This window comes from Paenibacillus sp. FJAT-27812 (assembly GCF_001273905.1).
GTDB lineage: Bacteria > Bacillota > Bacilli > Paenibacillales > Paenibacillaceae > Pristimantibacillus.
The window spans coordinates 4,179,151-4,200,796 of sequence record NZ_LIGH01000001.1; the positions used below are offsets into that span (position 1 = coordinate 4,179,151).

Below are 21,646 nucleotides of genomic sequence, written 5' to 3' on the forward strand. Positions count from 1 at the left end.
TTTTTGTACCTATAGAAGCTAATTTTTGACTGCAAAAGAAAATATCGTCTCATATTTGCCATTGTCTGGATGCGGTAACATTAATGATAGCAAGAGGAAGAAAAATACGTCATGAGAGGTGAGTGAGGGTGGGAAGCATTACGTTCAGCCATGTATATAAGCACTACAAAGGGGAGTCTCGTCCGGCGGTCAACGATTTCCACCTTTCCATTGAGGAGGGGGAATTCCTGGTGCTCGTCGGTCCATCCGGCTGCGGCAAATCAACAACGCTGAGAATGCTGGCTGGGCTTGAGGAAATCACCGAAGGGGATTTGTACATCGATGAGAAGTTTGTCAATTACGTCTCGCCAAAGGATCGGGATATCGCGATGGTTTTTCAGAACTACGCCCTGTACCCGAATCTAACCGTCTATGAAAATATCGCGCTAGGGCTGAAGCTTCGCAAGACAGCCAAGCATGAAATCGAGCTAAGGGTAAACCGCGTTGCGAAAATATTGGAAATCTCGCATTTGCTTGATCGCAAGCCGAGCCAGCTCTCAGGCGGGCAGAAGCAGCGGGTAGCTCTCGGCAGGGCCATCGCAAGGGAGCCGCAAGTTTTTCTCATGGATGAGCCGCTGTCGAACCTCGATGCCAAGCTGCGTGCCCAAACGCGGGCAGAGATCATCAAGCTGCAAAGCGACCTCAAGCGGACGATGGTATACGTCACGCATGACCAGGTGGAAGCAATGACGATGGGGACTAGAATCGTCGTCATGAAGGATGGCGTCATTCAGCAGGTAGCTCCGCCGAGGCAGCTGTATGATGAGCCGGCAAATTTATTTGTTGCCGGATTTATCGGCTCGCCGCAGATGAATTTCGTAGAAGGCAGCCTGATCTTGGAGGAAGGGCATTATTATTTCCTCAATAAGCGGATGAAGCTGCTTGTGCCTGAGCGCTATTATGAGCATTTTGCCATTAGAAGCGGATCGCTTCGCAACTGCGTGCTGGGCGTGCGGCCCGAGCATGTAAGCTTGAAGCGTGAGACGGCAGGCGATTTGGAGGATGAATACGTCCGGTGTGAGGTCTTGATGTCGGAAGTGACGGGAGCCGACTCGTACGTGTATGTGAAGGCGGGAGAGAACACGGTCATTGGCAGAACGGAGCCGGAGATGGTGTTTGTCAAGGAAGAGAAGCTCGTTATGGGCTTCAATATGAACAAGGTGCATTTCTTTGATCAGCAAACGGGCGTATCCTTGGCGGCCGGAGGAGAGGAAGGATGAAGAGGATGAGGATGCTCGGCATCGGTCTTCGTCTCCTTGTGGCGGTGGCGCTGGTGTTTGGAGTCATCCGCTGGATGACAGCGAGCGAACCGATCCTTCACGCGACCTCCGTGAGTACGGAGCAGCTGCTCTCCTTCGAGAGCAAAGCGGAGGCGCTGCCTTATGCCAAGCTGATGTTTCAATTCCCGGAAGCTGCTGACACAGATGACAGCCTGAAGCCTATTGCGATTGCACCTGCTGAATATACGGCAGCCGCCGAGGAAGCGGTACTGAAAACCGGCAACGAGCAAGGCGAGACTGTACTGAGCTGGGAAAATGAGCAGGGCTGGGTCGAGTGGGCGTTCGAGGCGCCGCAGGGCGGCTGGTATGAGCTGCACTTTGAGTACAAGCCGCTTGAGGGAGGCAACGCTTCCGTCGTCCGCGGCGTGCAAATCGATGGCAAGTATCCATTCGTGGAATCGGAGCGAATCGAGCTTGAGCGGCTGTGGAAGGATTCCAAGTACCCGTATGACCGCAATACAATTGGCCAACAGATTCGGCCTGCCCAATCGGAGCTTTCGGAGTGGAGCAGTAAAGCGGCAGCTATTTTCTCCGCATCATCCGAGCCTGTGCTCTATCGCTTGGAGCAGGGGAAGCACACGCTCAGAATCGTTGGGGAAAGAGAGTCAGTTGCCATTCGTGCAATCTCCTTCAAGCCAAAGGAAGCCATTCCTAGCTATGAAAATTACAAGCGCTTACATCCGGAGGTCGAAGCGCAGCCAAGCTGGTACAGCATCATTGAGGCGGAGCAGTTCGAGCGTAAGTCGAGCCTCGCCATCCAGACCGATTTTTGGTCGGAGCCCTACATTTCGCCAGATCCGAAAGGGCGGATTACTTACAACGTACTGGGCGGACAGCGCTGGCGCTTGCCTGGCGAGTGGGTGGAATGGAAGCTTACCGTCCCGGAGAACGGCTGGTATGAAATCGATCTAAAAACGTTCCAGAATTATCGGAACGGCTTCGAGGCTTACCGCACGGTTTCCATTGACGGGAAAACACCGTTTCAAGAGCTGCTTCATTATGGCATTCCGACCAATAAGGAATTTTTGATCGGAGCGCTTGCGGACAACGAGAAAACGCCGATGCTCTTCTATTTGGAGAAGGGAGCGCACACGCTCCGCATGACCGCCGATTCATCGATGGTTCAGCCGGTATATCTGGCATTAAAAGAAACGCTTGACCAGCTCGCTGCGTTCGACCGCCATATCCGCCTGCTAACAGGAAATTACAGCAAGTCGGGCTTCGACGCGAATATCGACTCGACGCGGACTTGGGATATGAAGAAGCTGAAGCCTGATGTGGAGCAAAAGATGGCGGGCTTTATCACCCGCTTAACCGATATTCGAAATTATATTAACGGGCTGAACAAAAAGGATTCCGATTTGTCGGAAGCGATTAAGGGCTCAGTTGCCATTTTGGAGAAAATGCACAAAGACGTAGATGAAATTCCGAATAAAATCAACGACTTTTCCACCATTCAAAACAATATCGGAACGTGGATGGCAACGCTGACGCAGCAGCCGCTGCTGCTGGATTACATCGTGGTGCGCACGCCCGGAACGGAAACGAATTTGAAGGTGGCAAGCACGCTTTCGAGAGTTCCGTATTCCATTGCCGACTTTGGGCGCTCCTTCTACATGGACTATGACACGCGCAAGCATAATCGCAAGGAAGCGTTAACGATCTGGGTTCAGCGCGGACGCGATTACGTCGAGCTGCTGCGCGAGATGGTCGATCAGGATTTTACGCCGAGAACAGGAATCGAGGTCAACATCAATCTGATGACCAATCCCAATATGCTCATTCTCGGAAATGCGGCAGGGGATGTGCCGGACATCGCGCTTGGGGTAGGAGAATCTACGCCAGCCGATTATGCGATGAGGGATGCCGTACAGGATCTGTCTGGTTTTCCGGGATTCAAAGACGTGTTCGACCGTTTTATTCCCGGAGTCGGCCGTTCGCTCAGCTACGATGGGGGCATCTATGGCCTGCCGGAGGTGCAGAACTTCCAGATGCTGTTCTACCGCACGGACATATTAGAAGGCTTGAACTTGAAAGCGCCTGACACCTGGGAGGACGTGTTCGATATGCTCCCGACGCTGCAGGAGAACGGAATGACGATGAACTATCCGAAGAGCGACTTCTCCACCCTTTTCTTCCAAAATGGGGCCGAGGCTTACTCGACGGACGGCTTGAAGGGCACGCTGTCGAGCGATGCCGGCCAGCAAGCGTTCAAACGCTGGACGGAGCTGTACCGGAAATACAATCTTCCAATCGATATTCCGGCTTTCTTCCAGCATTTCCGTGACGGGGATATCCCGATCGGGGTGGCGGATTTTAACACGTACGTCCAGCTTCTTGTCGCGGCGCCAGAAATAACCGGCCACTGGAAAATCGCGCCTCTGCCAGGCATCAAGCAGGCGAGCGGCGAGGTGGAAAGGTGGTCGCCGCAAGGCATTTCCGCAGCGATGATCATGAAGAAGAGCGATCGCAAGGACGATGCTTGGAAGTTTCTTGAATGGTGGACCTCCGAAGAGGTGCAGTCGCAGTACGCGAAGGATATCGAATCCTTTTACGGCATCGAATTCCGATGGAATACCGCAAACGTTGATGCAATGAAAGCACTCACTTGGCCAAGCGACGACTTGAAGGCGCTCCAAGAGCAGGCGCGCTGGGCCAAAAACATGCCTTATGTGCCGGGCTATTATTTCCTGACCAGGGAGATGGAGTTCGCATGGAACCGCACCGTGCTTGAAGGCATCCCGGCGCAGGAGTCGCTTGAGCAGGCGCAGCTTTCCCTGCAGCGTGAAATGGACCGGAGACAGAACAATTTTGGCATAACGGCTGACGACGATCTTCATATTCCGCAAATAACACAACCTTACGAATGGGAGGAACCGCAGAGATGAATACGCAGCTTTCTCCCAGCATAGCCAAGCCTAAGCAAGGATCCGCACTCCGCTTGAAATGGAATCGTTTTTGGCGGGAAATGAGGCGCGACGCGTTTTGCTACCTGTTTCTTGCCCCGTTCCTGATTTGTTTCCTGCTGTTCATCGTCGTTCCGGTCGTGATGGCCGGGACGCTAGGCTTTACGTCGTACGATGGCTTCGGCTCGCTTCATTTTATCGGGATAGACAACTACATCAGCTTGTTCACGCAGGACATTATCTTTCTAACAAAAGCGATACCGAATACGTTTTTGTTCGCGTTAATCGTTGGCCCCGGCGGGTATATTCTGGCGTTTCTGTTCGCGTGGCTTATTCATCAGCTGCCGATCCGCATTCGCGATTATTACACGCTGGCGTTTTATGCGCCGTCGATGGCGGGCGGAGTAGCGCTGTCTGTTGTCTGGATTGCAACGTTCAGCGGCGACCGCGTCGGCTACTTCAACAACTTCCTGCTGAATATGGGCTGGATCGACAGTCCGGTCATCTGGCTGCAGGACCCTAAATATTTGCTCAACATTATGATCATCGTATCGCTTTGGGTCAGCTTTAGCGTCGGTTTTCTCGCGATGCTAGCCGGGCTGCAGACGGTAAACCGGGAGCTATACGAGGCGGGGCGCATCGACGGCATATCCAGCAGGCTGCAGGAGGTTTTCTACATCACGATTCCTTCGATGAAGCCGCAAATGCTGTTCAGCGCCGTCATGTCGATCGTCGGGACGTTGAAGGCAGGCGGAATTTCTACCCAATTAACTGGGATGGCGATTACCCCTTCCTACTCGGGGCATTTGATCATCAACCATATTGACGATTACGCGTTTATCCGCTTTGAGCTCGGTTACGCTTCGGCGGTCTCGGTCATGCTGCTGCTCATCAGCTATTTCGCCATGAGATTTGCTTACCGGCTGTTCGGATCAAAGGAGGAGCTGTAAAACCATGATTCGAAAACTTCGCAACGTAACGTCGTTTCAGGTCATCCTTATTACGGTTTTTACCGCGCTTGCCGCGTTCATGTCGCTGCCGATCATCTTTATTTTGAACCATGCGTTCAAGCCGCAAAATGAGCTGTTTCTCTTTCCGCCGCGGTTTCTGGTGCAAAATCCGACGCTGCGCAATTTCGAGTCGCTTATTTTGCACGCTTCGAATGCGACGGTACCGTTCACGCGTTATTTATTCAACAGCTTGATCGTTGCGGGGCTAACGCTCGGCACCGTCATTATCGTCAGCACGATGGCAGGTTATGTGCTTGCCAAATACCAGTTTCATTTCAAGCAGCTCATTTTGGCATTGATTACGCTATCCCTGATGTTCGCGCCGGAGACGGTGGGCATACCCAGATACTTGATCATCAGCGGCCTCGGCATCAACAACACGTATTTCGGCCATATTTTGCCCGCGCTGGCTTCACCGATCGCCGTTTTTATGCTGGTCGGCTTTATTTCGCAAATTCCAGGCGAGCTGCTTGAGGCGGCGAAGATCGACGGGGCAAGCCACTTTGGCATTTTTACGAAAATGGTGCTGCCGCTTTCGTCTCCCGCCATCGCGACGATATCCATCTTTACTTTCCAAGGCGTATGGGGAGATGTGGAAACCTCCACCTTGTTCATGCAGGAGGAAACGATGCGGACGCTGGCCTTCTATGTCAATAGTTTATTGAGCGGGCTCCAGAACAGCGTATCAGGCCAAAACGTAGCCGCCGCGGCCGGCTTGCTCATGTTCGTGCCCAATCTCATTATCTTTTTGCTCTTCCAGCGGAGAGTGCTGGAGACGATGGTACATTCCGGAATTAAGTAATTCAAACCAGCAAAGGAAGTCGTGACGATGAAGAGATTTCTAATATTCCTGCTTCTTGCGGCGACCTCCATGCTTGTCGCGCCAGAAGCGATTTTTGCGGAGCTGCCCTACCGGACTACCTATTATGACAGCAACCAATCGAGCTGGCTGCGCATTCAACCGATCTATACGCCGTCAGAAACGAAGGGCGCGCGCTTTGTCGAGCCGGTTGACCTGCAAGTGGGCGCAGACGATAAGGTGTACGTAGCTGACAAAGGGGCAAGCAAAGTAATGGTGCTCGGCAATGACGGAGCGCTTCTGCTGACGATTGGCGAGGAAGAGGGAGCCGGGATGCTAAGCGCTCCCGAGGGGGTGTTCGTCACACCGGAGGGGCTCGTTTATGTAGCGGATTCGGGCAATCAGCGCATTGCCGTGTTCGGTGCGGACGGCGCGTTCCTGCGGGAGTACAAAAAGCCGGAATCGAGCTTTCTGGAGGGGGAGCATTTTGTTCCTGTCAAGCTTGTTGTCGACAGGCGCGGCGTTATGTATGTGAGCCTTAACTCCTCCTATCAAGGCCTGCTTCGGATGAATGATGCCGGGCAATTTATGGGCTTCTTCGGTGCCAACAAAGCACAGCAAACAGTGCTCAATTGGCTGAAAAAGCTCATTCTCAACAAGGAGCAGCTGTCGAAGGAGCTGGCTAGCCTGCCGCGGCCGATTACGAATGTGGCTATCGACGACGACGGGTTTATTTTCACGGCAACGGCTGCGGGGTTCGGACAGGGAGCCATTCGGAAGCTGAATGCCGGCGGCGTAGATGCCTTTAAAAACAAAACGTTAGTTAACGGTCATGGCATCGTCGATGTAGCGAGCGATTCAAAAGGTTTCTTATACAACATCGATATGTTTTCGGGCGGCATTAACATTTATGACCAAAATGGAGAAGCGTTGTTTGAATTTGGATTCATCGACAACGAAACGCAGCAGTACGGCGTTCTCGGCTTCCCGACGAGCATCGGCGTGGATTCCAAATATGGCGTCTGGATCGCCGACAGCCGGACGGGAACGATCCATAAATTTGTTCGCACCGAGTTCGGGAGCGATGTCATGAATGCGCTTGCTCTTTATTTGGAAGGCAAATATGAGCAGAGCAAGCCTTACTGGGATCGGGTTTATGCCCGCAATGATATGTACAACGGCACGTTCCAAGGGCTGGGCAAAGTGTATTTGCATGAGAACAACCATGAGGACGCATTGTCCTTCTTAAAAACAGCTTTTGATACAAAAGGTTATTCCAAAGCCTATTGGCAAATCCGGCTGGATTTCATACAGCAGCATTTCATTTGGCTGGCAGTCGCCATTGCAGCTTTTCTGCTATTGCTCAGATACGGCTCGCGGGCGATTCGAAAGCGGTTCGAGCGAAAGCCGTTGCCGGAGAAATGGCAGCGTCCGCTGGGCGATTTGCGAAACCTTTGGTACGTCATGCTTCATCCTTACCATGGCTTTTACCGGCTCAAGGAGGCGCGGGTTGCGCCTTGGATTATTATTCTGATCTTGGTGGCAACGGTAGCGGTGAAGATCGGAACGATTTATTACACGGGCTTTTTGTTCCATCCCGTGGAGCTGTCGCAAATCAATTTATTCAGCAGCCTGGGTTTGTTCGTGGTTCCATGGATCACCTGGATTATTGCCAATTATCTCGTTTGCAGCGTGAAGGACGGGGAAGGGAAATTCAGAGAGGTCATTCAAGGCAGCACGTATGCGCTTGCGCCGTATCTGTTTTTCTCCATTCCGACCTTGCTGCTCTCGAATATCGTCACGCTTGACGAGCGGGTAATCGTTGATTCGCTGAACACGATCATGTTTTTGTGGATGGGCGTGATGCTGATCGTCATGACGCAGGTCATTCATAATTTTGATTTTGTGGAGACGCTCAAAAATATCGCCATTACGGTGTTCACCGTCGGCACGATCTGGCTGTTTGCTTTTCTCGTGTTTGGTTTGTCCTACAATTTATACGACTTCTTCTATCAGCTTTACAAGGAGGTGACCTTCTATGGTTGAGCTCATCAAGCGCACTACCCTTCGAGTAAAGCTCGCAGCAATCGTGATTGGCGTGCTTATCGTGCTCATTCTCGTTATTTTCCTGCAAGGTGATGAGCTGTCGCCGGCAAAGGCACTGGAGTATGCGGGAATCGAGGAGCCGGCCGCAAGCCGTGCTCCCCTCTATGAAGGAGAAGCATGGAAGCCGCAGGCAGCCGCAGACGGTTTCGCCGAGGCGCTGGCAAGCGACGACTTTGCGCTATATATTCATCCAGCCAGCACGCAAATTGCACTGGTGGATAAGCGCACAGGCTACAGATGGAGCAGCAATCCTACGGAAGCGCAGCTAAGCAGCGAGACCGTGAAGGGCGTACTGCTCGCCAATTTGAAATCACCCTTCGTCCTGACCTATGTGAGGACGCAAGGAAAGGATCAGACGATCAGGGAGGTTCTGAACGCGAATGATCCAAAGGTTCAGTCCACGCTGGTCAGAACGTCGAAGGGGCTTCAAGTATCGTATGTTTTTCCCGAACGCCAGCTTGGCTTCACCATTCAATACGAGCTTACGCCGAAGGGGCTGAAGGTTCGGATTCCGACGGAGGGCATCAAGGAGGACGGCGAATATGCGATCTTTACGGTTGATCTGCTGCCGTACTTTGGAGCAGCGACTTCGGAGGAAGACGGCTATATATTCGTCCCTGACGGTCCTGGCGGCTTGATCCGTTTTGACACTGAGCGCGCAGGCGTCTCAAGAGGCTACATTCATCAAGTTTACGGGCTTGAATTGACCAATACGGGCAATTGGAGCCGTTCCGGTGAAAGACGGGAAAATATCGCATATCCCGTATTCGGCATGAAGCGCGGCAGCAATGCGTTTATGGCGGTTCTTACGGAGGGAGGCGCTTCGGCGAATATTGCGGCTATGCCGCCAGGCCTCAAATCGGGGCTTTACAATGTTTTCTCCAACCAGATATACCGCGAGGAATATTTGTATCGGATGAGCCGGCTGGCAGCTCCGCTGAAAGCGGTGCAGAAGCAGCGGCTGGACACGGATAGAGAGGTGGAGTATCGCTTCTTAAACGGAGAAGACGCAGGTTACGTCGGGATGGCAAAAGCCTACCGTGATTACATGACCGAGACGGGCAAGCTGAAGGAGCAGCTGAAGCCGGTAGAGCATATCCCTCTTTACCTCAAAATTATGGGGGGCAACTATACCGAAGCCTTTAACAAAATCAAGTATATTGCCGCGACTACGTTCCCTCAGGCGACCAAGATCGTGAACGGACTGAAGGAGCAGGGCGTCGACAATTTAAAAGTCATTTACTATGGCTGGCAAAATCAAGGCGACTATGATCTGTACGACCGCTTCCCGATCGAGGAATCGCTTGGCGGCGAGGCTGCTGCGAAGGACTTTATATCCGCGATGCGCAAAGAAGACATTGACGTGATGTTCGAGGACGACTTTGTTTGGATTGATTCGGAAAACTCCAATCTATCGGGCAAATCGAACGGAATTCGCGGCATTGACGAGACGGTATTCATCGATGAGGGCTGGTTCATCAGCAAGCCTGCGCGTACGGTTGCAATGGCGTACCAGACCATCGAGAAGCTGAAGGAAATCGGAGTATCGGGCATTTTGTTCAACTGGATTGGGGAAATGGTATTCCATGATTATGATCCGTCAGGCATTGAGACCCGTTCGGATACGATCGCAGTTTACGATGGCTTGCTTGCTTATACAAGGAAGACGCTTGGCTCGGCCAGCGTATACCGCGGGAACGACTATACTGCCCAGCAGACTGATTATATTGCCGGCCTGCCTTACGAATCGAGCTACGATTTCATGGTCGACGAGACTGTTCCCTTTTACCAGATTGCGCTGCACGGCTATGTGTCTTACTCCTTCGGAGACGGAAATCTTCGCAACGACGTGGAGTCCGAATTTTTGAAGGCGATTGAATACGGCGCTGTTCCTTCGTTTTTCCTGACGCATGACGACTCAAGGAAGCTCAAGTATACGTCTGCGGGTTTTCTGTTCAGCAGCCAATACGAGAAGTGGATGGAGCGGATTCAGAAGGAATATCAAGCGTTTGATTCGCTGTCAGCCTTGTATGCGCAAAGGATTGTGAACCATGAGAAGCTGTCAGAAGAACGGTTTGCGACCGTTTATGAGGATGGCACGCGCGTCATCGTCGATTACGGCAGCAAAACATTCGTAGTGGAGAAAGGGGATGGCGCATAATGCAAGCGAAGGAACGAGGCCGTGCAGAGCGCATATATCTCAGTAAACGCTACGGGATGGGCCTGCTGTTCATGCTTCCGTGGATGATCGGATTTGCGATGTTCGTATTGATTCCGATCAGCTGGTCGCTATTCATGTCCTTTAACAAGGTTCAAGTAGCGGTCGGAGGGTTCAAATACGAATGGATCGGATTCCGCAACTACCGCGACGCATTTTTGAAGGACAACGTTTTTCCGATTGAGCTAATTACGTACATCCAAGAAATGCTGCTGATGGTTCCGATCATCGTTATTTTCGCATTGTTGATTGCTTTGATGCTGAATCAAAAGTTTCCGGGGCGGTTTATTTACCGGGCATTGTTCTTTCTTCCGGTTATTTTCGCAACGGGGCAGGTGCTCTCGGAGCTGTTCTTGCAGGGAGCGGGCGACATTCCGTTCCTCGAGCAGTACAATTTGCTGCCGCTTGTCGAGGAATATGTAGGCAAACAGTTCGCGGAGACGGTTATGGCTGTGCTCGGCAAAGCCATTCTTATTTTGTGGTATTCGGGCGTGCAGATTTTGATCTTCATCGCCGGCTTCCAGACGATTTCCCCGACGATCTATGAAGCCGTTCGCATCGACGGCGCTTCGCCGTGGGACAGCTTTTGGAAAATTACGCTGCCGGCTTGTGTGCCTTTTATCAGCCTGAACGTGCTCTACACGATCATCGATCTGTTCACATTCCCGCTGAATCCAGTGCTAAAGCATATCAAGGACAATATGTTCAAGGTCGATACCGGCTACGGTTATGCCAGCGCGCTCGCTTGGATCTATTTCGGGCTTATATTCGCGCTGATCGCCCTCGTATTATGGCTGTTCAACAGAAGCCTCAAGACAAGGAGGGTACATTCATGATGACCGCGATGAAAGCAGAGCTTGAGAAGGCGGGCCGAAGCGTCAGAGGCGTATTTTGGGGCCGCAGGGCGCAGAAAACGAAAGTGCTTATTATGGGACGAAGCGTTTCCGACGGTCTGCTTGCCAAGCTCGTCATTTATTTGCTGCTCTCGATCGTCGCTTATCTCTATTTGCAGCCCATTCTTTATATGGTCAGCACGATGTTCAAAAACATGAGCGATCTGCTGGACCCGACCGTGAAGTGGATTCCTCGCGAGATCACTTGGGAAAATGTTTCAAAAGCGCTGAAAGGCTTGCAATATCCAGAAGCGCTTAGAAACACGGCGCTCATCTCGGTGACATGCTCGCTCGTACAGGTCGTCATTTGCGCGATGACCGGTTATGCGCTCGCTAGGCTTGCGCTGCCGTTCAAGGGACTTTTTACGGCGCTCATTATTTTAACCTTTTTGATTCCGCCGCAGGTCATCATCATTCCTCTTTACGTCATTTTTAGCAAGCTTGGGCTGCTGAATTCGATTTTTGTTTTTCTCATTCCGGCTATTTTCGGACAGGGGCTTAAGGGAGCGTTGTTTATCCTTATTTTCCGCCAGTTCTTCAAGGCGCAGCCGCCAAGCTTGGAGGAGGCCGCGAAGCTGGACGGAGCGTCGACTGCGAGATTGTTCTTTGGCATTATGCTGCCGCTTGCCCGATCGGCGTGCTTAGTCGTGTTCCTCTTCTCCTTTATCTGGTACTGGAACATGTATTATGAGCCGTCGATGTTTTTGACAAAGGGCTTTACGCCGCTGTCCATCAGGCTGGATATGCTGGAGGAAGTATTGAATCCGTCCTTGCTCGGCAATACCCGCACCATCGTTAATCCGATTACGGAAAGCACCAAAATGGCGGCTGCCTTCCTCATCATCCTCCCGCCGATTATCGTATTTATGTTTTTGCAGCGCTGGTTCGTGAGCGGAATCGAAAGAACGGGAATCGTCGAGTAACCCGCAATCAGCTCTTAAAGGAAACCGATCGGGGAGGTGATGTTCGGGCGAGGGTGCTTGGCTTGTATAGCATGGCGAACAGCGAACATTGAGGGGAAGGTACGGAGCTCGTTTTATTTTACAGATGGTTATTAGAGATTTAGAAAGCTAGTTTTGCTTCACAAAACTTAAGTAGATGCTTACGATGCTAGTTTTGTTCCACAAAACTTTTAGGAGGTTAAAACAGTGAAAAACAAACGCGCATTCACATGGATGTTGACTATGGTGTTAATGTTTTCTGTCATCCTTTCGGCTTGCTCCGGCAACAACGGCGGCAGCAACACCCCTAGCAAAACAAATGAGGCGACCGATCCTCCAGCGACAACGGATAATCAGCCGGCTCCAGAAGAGAAACATGATCCCGTAACGCTCAAGCTTATTTCTTGGTCGGATTCGTACACGGAATTATACAAAAAATTTAACGAGAAATATCCATGGATCACCATTGAGCAAGTGCCGGTTAACAGCCAGCCGATCATGGAAATTATCGCGACTTTGGAAGCAGCAGGGACGCCTGCCGATTTGACTTGGATCGACAGCGACCTCATTACTTTTGACCAAGCCGGTCTAGTGGAAGACTTGACTCCTTATATCGATAAGGACCCAACGTTCCAAGACGTTCAGCTTCCCGAAGGTTTTTTTGATACGATGACGTACAAGGACAAAAAGCTTGCCGTTCCTTTCGTAGACGTGCCAATGTGGATATTGGTCAATAAGGATTTGCTAGCTAAGCACGGTGTTGAGATGCCGGCGAATGACTGGACCTATGACGACTTCCGCGAAGTTGCCAAAAAGATTACAGATCCGGAAGCAGGCGAATACGGTCTGACGACGCAGCCGGAATTCCAGATGCGCGTGCTTAGCACGAAAGCAATCGCCGACGGCCATGCAGCCAACATTCATTACATGAATGAGGATTTGACGCAAAGCTTGCTGAACACGCCTGATGTCATGAACGATGTAAGATGGCTTTCTGATTTCGTTTGGAAAGACGGCTCGATGCAAAGCAACGCGAAGGCTGCGGAGCAAGGCGATGTGACAAGAGAGTTCATCAACGGTAAAACGGGTTTTGCAATCGGCGGGGACTGGGTGCTGCCTGGCCTGAAGAAGGATGCGAAATTTGAATGGGATGTTCTGCCTTTCCCAAGAGGAAAAGTCAGCCAGCCCGGCTACAGCATTTATGGCCCGCTTTCCTTGCTTAGCGGCTCGAAGCACAAGGAAGAAGCGTTCCTATGGATCAGCTTCCAATTCTCGAAAGAAGCGCAAAAATGGAAAATCGATCAAGGCGCGAACGCTTCCGTTATCGATCCGGAATTGACAGCTTATTATGACCAAACCCCAATGTGGGAAGGCAAAAATAAGGAAGCGGTCAAAATCGCGAAGGAAAACGCTAAAATTCAGCCAGGCGTGACGATTCCGGCATGGTCCGAATACAACTGGAACAATATTTTGAACGAAATCATTTTTGACGGGGCAGATATTAACAAGCTCATTCCCGAAACGGAAAAATGGAATAAACGGACGCTAGAGGTCCGTGAGTCATTGAAATAAACGGTTTACAGCTCCCCTAACTCGTTACGAAAACACCCTTAGCCGCATTTGCTGCGGCATAAGGGTGTTTTTGGTGTGATTTATATCACAGATCATTTGGATGATCTGGCTTAATATAAATCAATAAAGATGGGGGATATTGCATATGAAAATAAAAATTCGCACGTTGACGAATAAATTTTTGCTAGTTATGACGGCTGCGTTGGTAGCGGTTGTCAGTGTCATTGTCATTTACGAATGGAGAGCAACGCGTATCTCTATTGAAAAGAGGCTGCTGGATAAGGGGCGGGATTTGGTCTTATCGCTCTCCCGTACGCTTGAGCATGTGACGGAGCAGGATTTGAATAGAGGCATCGTATTCCAAGACGGGACAAGCTGGAATCATGACACGCTTAAGCAGCATTTGTTCAACGATGAGCTGACCGTTAATCCCCAAAGCGAGCAGTCAGCCGCAAACAGGATCAAAGACACAGCGTACGCTTCAAAGGAGGCGGTTTTGTATAATGGCGAAACGATTCCGCTCTCTCAGTACGAATTGAAATACGATAGCGCTTACGATCGATATACGGATGACCGTTGGCAGGGCATTCTGGATAGCTTTATGAACGAAGAGGATGTCATTTACGCGATGGCGGCTGCCTATTCGGACAACCCAAGCTACGCAGGCTATATTGCAACGCATAATAGTATTTATAGCAAATTAGGAGAAGCGTCCAAGGATGCTTGGGGAGATGAGGGCTTTCTTAGCCAAAACTACCGGGCCAACCGTGTTTTTAATGATCAAACAGGTTATAACGCCGTCATGAATACGAATACGGATGAGGTCTATTTGCAAAAATATGACCGTCTTATCGATGGACGAACAGTAGAGGCATGGGATATCTCTTATCCGCTTATGATAGACGGCAAGCATTGGGGCGCCGTTCGCGTCGCCGTATCCAAGGAGAAGGCGGATGCGCTCATAGCAGCCGAGAGGACCAAAGTACTGCTGCAATTCGGCGGCTTAATGGTCGTTGTTCTAGTCATCTTGTTTCTTCTATCGCAGCTGGTCGTTGGACGAAAGCTTCGCAGCATCGTGCGTGCCGCTGTCAATCTTAACTCTAGCGAAGCCGATCTTACTTACCGCATAGAGGTAAAGGGAGATGATGAAATTTCGCGGCTGGCGGAGGAGGTCAATCGGTTTATCGAGCATATGCAAAGCCTGATGCGGGCGATTCGAAACAATTCCGCTTCCGTATCGGAGCTTGCCGGCAAATTAAGCGCAGGCTCGCACCAGAGCAGAGAGCTCTCTTCGCAGCTAGCTTCTGCCGTGAACGAAATGGCGCTAGGCGCAGAAAATCAAGCAGTTGGCGCAGATGAGGCTGCCAGATCGATGGAGGAGATGGCGGCTAGCGTGGGAAGAATTGCACATTCATCGAATGTGATGGCGGAAGCGTCTGGCGATATGCTGCATGCAGCCGAGCTGGGCCATGAAAAGTCGGACAAAGCCGTTGTGCAAATGGAAAGATTGGGCGCAGCCACCGCTTCCATCTCACATGTCATTGGGCAGCTTAATGAGCGTTCTTCTGAAATTCAAGAAATGGCAGGAACAATATCGGCGATTGCTAGCCAGACCAATTTGCTGGCACTGAACGCTGCGATCGAGGCGGCACATGCCGGTGAATATGGCCTTGGCTTCTCGGTCGTTTCGAATGAAATTAGAAAGCTGGCGGAGCAGGCTTCGGCACATGCCGGACATATTGCGGAGACGATCGATCAAGTGCTAGCCTTGACAGCAAATGCGGTAGGTGCCGTAAATACCGGCGATCAGGAAATGGAGCAGGGATTGGAAACCGTGCAAGAGCTGAAGGCATCGTTTGATTCGTTATGGAACGAATCACGCTTAGTTGCAGCGCAAATACAAGACGTTTCCGCATCAACCGAGGAAATGGCGGCAGGCAGCGAACAGGTCAGCGCATCCGTTGATACGATGGCACAGGTAGCCAAAGCAACCTCCAGCCACGCTCTGCAATCGGCAGCGGATACCGAGCGGCAAAATCAGCTTGCTGCTGAGACACTGGCACTTGCGTCGTCGGTAAATGAGCTGGCGGAGGAGCTTCAGCGGTCGATTGAGCGATTTAGGATTGAATAGCTGAGTGCGAAAATAACATAATTTTATATTTTTCCTAAGATAGTGAAGTAATGGTTAGATATCATACTATCCATCAATGAATTGTTGCTTTTTCGCTGTGTTAGGTATAGACAAACCATCTCCATTCCTTGTATGATCTTTAGTACAAATGAATATAACGAAGGAAATATGGTGCTCTATGCTTAGTAGTTGGCTATAGAGCTTAATAGGGAAGTTCGGTGCAATTCCGTCGCGGTCCCGCCACTGTAAATGAAGAGTATCTCGTCAAAATGCCACTGGATAATCAATGATCTGGGAAGGCGACGAGGAACGATGACTCATGAGCCAGGAAACCTGCCAATTTCTTAAGTTTCTAGTTCTTCGGGTGGAGAGAAAAAGAAACAGTCTAATTGGCGACTTATGCGTAATATTTACGTTTAAACGCCATTGCTTATGTGTGTTCGCATGCTTGCATGCATGTTTATTGAAAGCCGTCCTCCTAGGGCGGCTTTTATTTGTTTGAACATAATTTATTGAAGAGAGAGGTTACTAATGAAAACTCAAGCATTATCGCAAAAATTATTAGCTTTAATATTGAGCTTAACCGTATTTATCACTGCGGCAAGCTCAGCGTTTTTGCCAGCGGCCAAGGTTGCTGCAGAGGATGCAAATCCTGATTTAGGTCCGTTTACCATTTATGACTTGCTTCCAGCTCCTGGTCAGTTTGTCAATGAATCCGGTTTTGGCGGCATTGGGGACGTAAATCAAAGTTGGAATAACAATGTGTTATCAAGCGGCGTGTCTTTAGGCGGCTTTGGTGGTGCTGTCGTATTTAAAACAAATGCACCGGTTCAAAACAGTAAGGATCACCCTTACGGCGTGGATTTTACGGTTTACGGAAATGCTTTTAGTGGATTTGAGGAGCCAGGAGCAGTTGCTGTCGCACAAGACGATGGAACAGGCAAACCGGCAAAGTGGTACTATATCGCAGGTTCAGAGCATTATGAGGATTCAACGATCTGGGATTATGCAACGACATACACGAATCCTGATCCAGAATTCGCTGCACCAAACGGCTTGAACGTACCTTGGGCGGATAACGAAGGTGCGACAGGTTTTATTAAGACTAATAGTTTTCATAAACATTCCTATTATCCCATTCCGGCAAATTATCCATTAGCACAGCCTGCAATCGATAATTTGGCTCGGACTTATTCGGGAGTGAAAATTACTACTCGAAATACGGCTTTTGGATATACAGATACTCATTCCAATGGCAGTGCCCCTTATAATGTAGCAGGAAATCCCTATGTACCAGCAAACGCTAAAGGTGAAGGAATTGACATTAGCTGGGCTGTTGATGAGAACGGCATGCCGGTTAATTTAGAAAGCATTGATTTTATTAAAGTCTATACTGCCGTACAGATTGACGGAGGTCCTTTTGGTGAAATAAGTACAGAAGTGACTTCACTACAACTGCATGATGCAGACAGCGCAATTGAACAAACGCCAAGCCTAAGCTCGATCACCTTGGCAGGTATCGAACATGGTTCTGGTTCCAAGGAAGTTACGATACAGGACAGTGTTTATGTCTATAAAGATATTAAAGTGAACGCTGACACGATAAAGGTAACTGCTAATACAACCAAAAAAGTCGATCAGCTTTTCGTAAATAACACGAGTGGTGCGGTTAACACGCCAGTCGATAAAATATTGACGCTAAACGAAAAAAAACCCCGTATTGTACGGGTTATTGCCCAAGAAGGTAACAAAGAGCCTAGAATTTATTACTTAAGTATTTTAAAGGGTTCTGAAAAAGTAGATTCTGCCATTAACAATGCAGCGAAGTATATCAAAAGCAAAGGCGTCACTTCTGAGTGGCAAGCCCTTGCCCTTGCACAAGCTGGACAAAAAACACCGGCAGCTTACTACGAGCAGCTTGTTGCTAATTTAAAGAAAACAAATAATACGTTTACTTTTGTAACGGATTATGCACGTTTTTCAATGGCTATTACGGCGTTAGGCTATGACGCAGAAGATTTTGCAAGCTATAATTTAATTGAAAAGATATATAATCACAAAGGGATTGTTAGCCAAGGATTGAATGGACCTTTATACAGTCTAATTGCTTTGGACTCAGGTAACTATAAACTGCCGGAAGATTCTTTGTGGACGCGAGATAAACTAGCAGAAGCTATTGTTAACAAGCAATTGCCTGATGGCGGTTTTGCATGGGGCGGTTCAAATAGCGAAGCAGATATGACGGCAATGGCTCTTATTGCGCTTGCGCCATACATGGATAAAGTAGATGTGAAGACAGCGGGCGAGAAAGCCATACATTGGTTGTCTATAAATCAAAAAACACATGGCGGTTATGGCGGAGAAAGCAGTGAAAGCATTTCACAGGCTATAATCGGGCTTACTGCTCATGGAATTGATCCAACAGGCGTAGCCTTTACTAAAAATGGAATAAACCTTCTCGATAAGCTGTTAAGCTTTGCACAAGCAGATGGCGGGTTTTCGCATTTATTAACTGGAAAAAGCAATGGCATGGCGACGGAACAAGCTTTACAGGCTTTAGACGCGTATAGCCTATTCGCCAATAAAAAAGGTAGATTGTACAATTTTGCCGGAAGAGTAATGCCAGGCGTTGCTTTTGCTGTTGATGTCGCGGTTGATATTGAAGGTCCGCAGGCGAATATAGCAACAGGTACTGCAAATGGGTACAGCGCTCTTGATGCTCTAAAAGATCTTACGGCTGATCAAAAAATAGCTCTTCAAGTTACAACACATCCTTCTTTTGGCGATTATGTAACTTCTATTGCTGGAATCAGTGAAAAAACGTACCAAGGTTATGACGGTTGGCAGTATGCAATCAAGAGAAATGGTGAATGGATTACACCTTCAGTTGGCATTGCTGATTTTGTACTAGAGGAATCTGATCACCTTACTGTATATTACGGTGATTTTGATACTCAGTTTGTTCATGCTGTTACAACTGCTCCAAGCTCGCCTAAAGCAGGCCAACCTTTTTCCGTAACAGTAAGCAAGGAAGGCTGGGATTGGAATAATCATGTGCCTGTGGTTACTCCTGCGGCAGGGGCAAAAGTTACGATTGGCAGTCAATCAGCATTAGCGGATGATAATGGTGTAGCTGCGTTCCCTAATGGAATCGGAACGGCAGGCTTAAACAACGGAGAAGTTACGCAATATCGTTCGGATAACTCTCCTAGCATCGTTCGTCAATCATTCGCATTAACGATTAGTCCGGCTGATCCAAATCCGGTTGATCAATATGTGACGTTGAAAGTATTGGGAGACAAAATAAAAGGAACTATTCTTGGATCAAAATCGTTAAAGCTCCAAGAAGGTGATACTGCTTTCTCTATTCTTCAACGCGAATTAGGAGGCAAGGTCGTTTCAAGCGGTACGGGACCTTCAACATACGTATCCGCAATAGACGGGCTAGCTGAGTTTGATCGTGGAACATTGAGCGGTTGGATGTATTCGGTCAATGGTACATTCCCTGATGTAAGCGCGGGGGCATACTTGCTGCAGCCAAATGACGAGGTTGCTTGGAGATACACAGTTGATGGAGGTAAAGATTTAGGATCTTCGAATCCGGTTGAAGGACCGATTGCTGGCCAACCGGAAGTGCCATCCAGCATTTCTAAAGACGTTATTAGTGAGTTTACTAAACTAACGTTGTCAGCTAATAACACGACTCCGATTGACAAGGTTGGCCAAACAACGGTTTCAATCAATGCGAATACGCCAATGAGTGCAGCAGAGCTTGCTGAGCTCATCAAGCTGCTCAACAAATCTAAAGTGAAGTTAAGCCAAAGTGCAGCTTCGAGTAACGAAACGATTATTCAAGATTCAGATGCAAAAGTGAAGCTTGTGCTTCCAGCAGGCTCTGTAAAGCAAAATACAGCAATAAGCATAGAAGAGCTTACATTACAGCGCGATGAATTGGCGTCTGGAGTCTTTGAATTTACGCCTAACGGCACTGTTTTCCAAAATCCAGTTTTCATCCAAATTAAAGTACCTGTCCAAACTAAAAACGTTAATGATCTTTCGCTCGCATGGTTAGATGAGAAGACAGGACTATGGATTCCGATTCCTGCTGTGCTTGATTTGAAAACAGGCATTATTACAGGTAAAACAACACATTTCACAAAGTATGCAGTTGTGGATCGCAGTAAGCTGTCAGCAACAGGACAAGATGTCACTTCTGAAATTCAAGCGGCATCGAAGCAAATTGCAAACGCGGGAACCATTTCAGATTGGGAAGCCATTGCTTTGGCACGCTCAGGAAATAAGCTGCCTGCAAGCTACCTGGTTGATATAACGAAGTTATTAAAAGAAAACAAAGGCGAATTCCGTAAGGTAACGGATCTGGAAAGAATCGCGCTTGCGTTAAGAGCAAACGGTGAGAATCCAGCATCCTTCGCCGGCTACAACCTCATTCAAAGCATTTACAACCATGCGAACATGACGAGCCAAGGCACGAACGGACCGATATTCGCATTGATCGCTTTGGATAGCGGAAAGTATGAAGTCGCGACCAATGCGCTTTGGACGCGTACGAAGCTGGTGGACTGGCTGCTTAGCCAGCAAAACGCTAGCGGTGCATTCCCGCTTTCAGAAAAAGGCGAAGACAATATGGATATTACTGCGATGGCAATTACTGCCCTTTCATCGTATAAAGAGCAAGCCAACGTGAAGAGCGCCATCGACAAAGCGGTAAAATGGTTGTCAGCACAGCAACAGGAAAACGGGGGTTACGCAGCCTTCGGAGAATCAAACAGCGAGAGCGTGGCGCAGGTTGTGATTGCGCTGGCTTCCGCAGGAATAAGTCCGCTGGATTCCAGCTTTGTGAAAAAGAACGGCAATCTGCTCACCAATTTGCTCAGCTTCCGTCAGTCCGATGGCGGCTTTGCGCATACGATTGGCCAGCCTTCCAATGAGATCGCAACTGAGCAAGCGCTAATGGCGCTGGTCGCTTATGACCGATTTATGAAGCTGAAGCCGGCCCTTTTCAACCTATCGGCTGACACACCCGTAACGGGCGAGAAACAAAGCTTCGTAGATAACAAGCTCATCTCAATTTGGGCGTATGATGCGGTGTACCGCGTGTTTGATGCGAAAATTATGGTAGGGGTTAGCGGTTCGGAGCTTCGCTTTGATCCTAAGAAGCAGATGACAAGAGCAGAGTTCGCAACACTGCTCATTAATTTGCTCGAGGAGAAGCCAGCTAACGATGCTGCTAAAGTGTTCAAGGATGTATTGCCGGGTGCCTGGTATTACGGAGCCATCATGCGTGCGAAGGAGCTTGGCATTATCCAAGGGATCACGGCAGATACGTTCAAGCCGAATCAAGCCGTATCAAGACAGGATATGGCGATCATGATCGCCAAGGCATTCAAGCTTAAAGGCAGCACGGAGCCATTGCCGTTCCAAGATGCCAAAACGATTCATGAAGGCGCCAAAGCTTATGTCAATGCCGTTTACCAGAACGGTCTGATGCAAGGCGCGAACGGAAACTTTCTTCCGAAAGATGCCGTGACGAGAGAGATGGCTGCCGTAGTGGCAGATAAGCTCCTCAAGCTGCCTGCAGCTTAACTATCAAAAAGCGGAACAAGTGAGCAGACGGCTCACTTGTTCCGCTTTTTTTTTATTGCAAGGATAGAAGCGAGCAGATAAACGATTTTCCCCGAACGAACATTTTTATCTATTTGTTCTTTATAAAGAATGATAACAGTGGTATAT

General features: G+C 49.3%; 11 protein-coding genes and 1 riboswitch. All 11 genes read left to right on the forward strand.

What is annotated here, in order from left to right; all coding sequences use genetic code 11:
• Positions 1–128 precede the first annotated feature (128 nt).
• The 11 genes from ADU23_RS17670 to ADU23_RS17720 all read left to right on the forward strand — a co-directional run bounded on the left by ADU23_RS17670 (position 129) and on the right by ADU23_RS17720 (position 21,499).
• A complete protein-coding gene (locus tag ADU23_RS17670) occupies positions 129–1,259 on the forward strand; it encodes an ABC transporter ATP-binding protein (RefSeq protein WP_053374936.1) in 1,131 nt (376 codons plus the stop codon).
• A complete protein-coding gene (locus ADU23_RS17675; protein ID WP_053374937.1) occupies positions 1,256–4,207 on the forward strand; it encodes an extracellular solute-binding protein in 2,952 nt (983 codons plus the stop codon). Before ADU23_RS17670 ends, ADU23_RS17675 begins: the two co-directional genes overlap by 4 nt.
• On the forward strand, positions 4,204–5,175 hold the full coding sequence (locus tag ADU23_RS17680; protein ID WP_053374938.1) for a carbohydrate ABC transporter permease: 972 nt from the start codon (positions 4,204–4,206) through the stop codon (positions 5,173–5,175). The genes ADU23_RS17675 and ADU23_RS17680 overlap by 4 nt, the downstream gene beginning before the upstream one ends.
• Positions 5,176–5,179: 4 nt before the next feature.
• Complete coding sequence (locus ADU23_RS17685; RefSeq protein ID WP_082198309.1) at positions 5,180–6,037, forward strand: carbohydrate ABC transporter permease; 858 nt, start codon at positions 5,180–5,182, stop codon at positions 6,035–6,037.
• A gap of 27 nt (positions 6,038–6,064) precedes the next feature.
• Positions 6,065–8,080, forward strand: coding sequence for a YIP1 family protein (locus ADU23_RS17690; RefSeq protein WP_053374940.1), 2,016 nt, complete (start codon positions 6,065–6,067; stop codon positions 8,078–8,080).
• Complete coding sequence (locus tag ADU23_RS17695; RefSeq protein ID WP_053374941.1) at positions 8,073–10,301, forward strand: DUF5696 domain-containing protein; 2,229 nt, start codon at positions 8,073–8,075, stop codon at positions 10,299–10,301. The genes ADU23_RS17690 and ADU23_RS17695 overlap by 8 nt, the downstream gene beginning before the upstream one ends.
• Positions 10,301–11,194: a carbohydrate ABC transporter permease gene (locus ADU23_RS17700; RefSeq protein WP_053374942.1), complete on the forward strand. Its 894-nt coding sequence runs from the start codon at positions 10,301–10,303 to the stop codon at positions 11,192–11,194. The genes ADU23_RS17695 and ADU23_RS17700 overlap by 1 nt, the downstream gene beginning before the upstream one ends.
• A complete protein-coding gene (locus ADU23_RS17705; RefSeq protein WP_053374943.1) occupies positions 11,191–12,174 on the forward strand; it encodes a carbohydrate ABC transporter permease in 984 nt (327 codons plus the stop codon). Before ADU23_RS17700 ends, ADU23_RS17705 begins: the two co-directional genes overlap by 4 nt.
• A 225-nt stretch (positions 12,175–12,399) precedes the next feature.
• Positions 12,400–13,764, forward strand: a complete 1,365-nt coding sequence (locus ADU23_RS17710) for an ABC transporter substrate-binding protein (RefSeq protein ID WP_053374944.1) — start codon at positions 12,400–12,402, stop codon at positions 13,762–13,764.
• Between the two features lie 145 nt (positions 13,765–13,909).
• The gene (locus ADU23_RS17715; RefSeq protein ID WP_053374945.1) at positions 13,910–15,895 is read left to right on the forward strand and encodes a methyl-accepting chemotaxis protein; all 1,986 of its coding nucleotides are present in this window, start codon (positions 13,910–13,912) and stop codon (positions 15,893–15,895) included.
• 152 nt (positions 15,896–16,047) lie between these two features.
• Positions 16,048–16,250, forward strand: a riboswitch (cobalamin riboswitch).
• Between the two features lie 176 nt (positions 16,251–16,426).
• Positions 16,427–21,499, forward strand: coding sequence for an S-layer homology domain-containing protein (locus ADU23_RS17720; RefSeq protein WP_053374946.1), 5,073 nt, complete (start codon positions 16,427–16,429; stop codon positions 21,497–21,499).
• Positions 21,500–21,646: the final 147 nt, after the last annotated feature.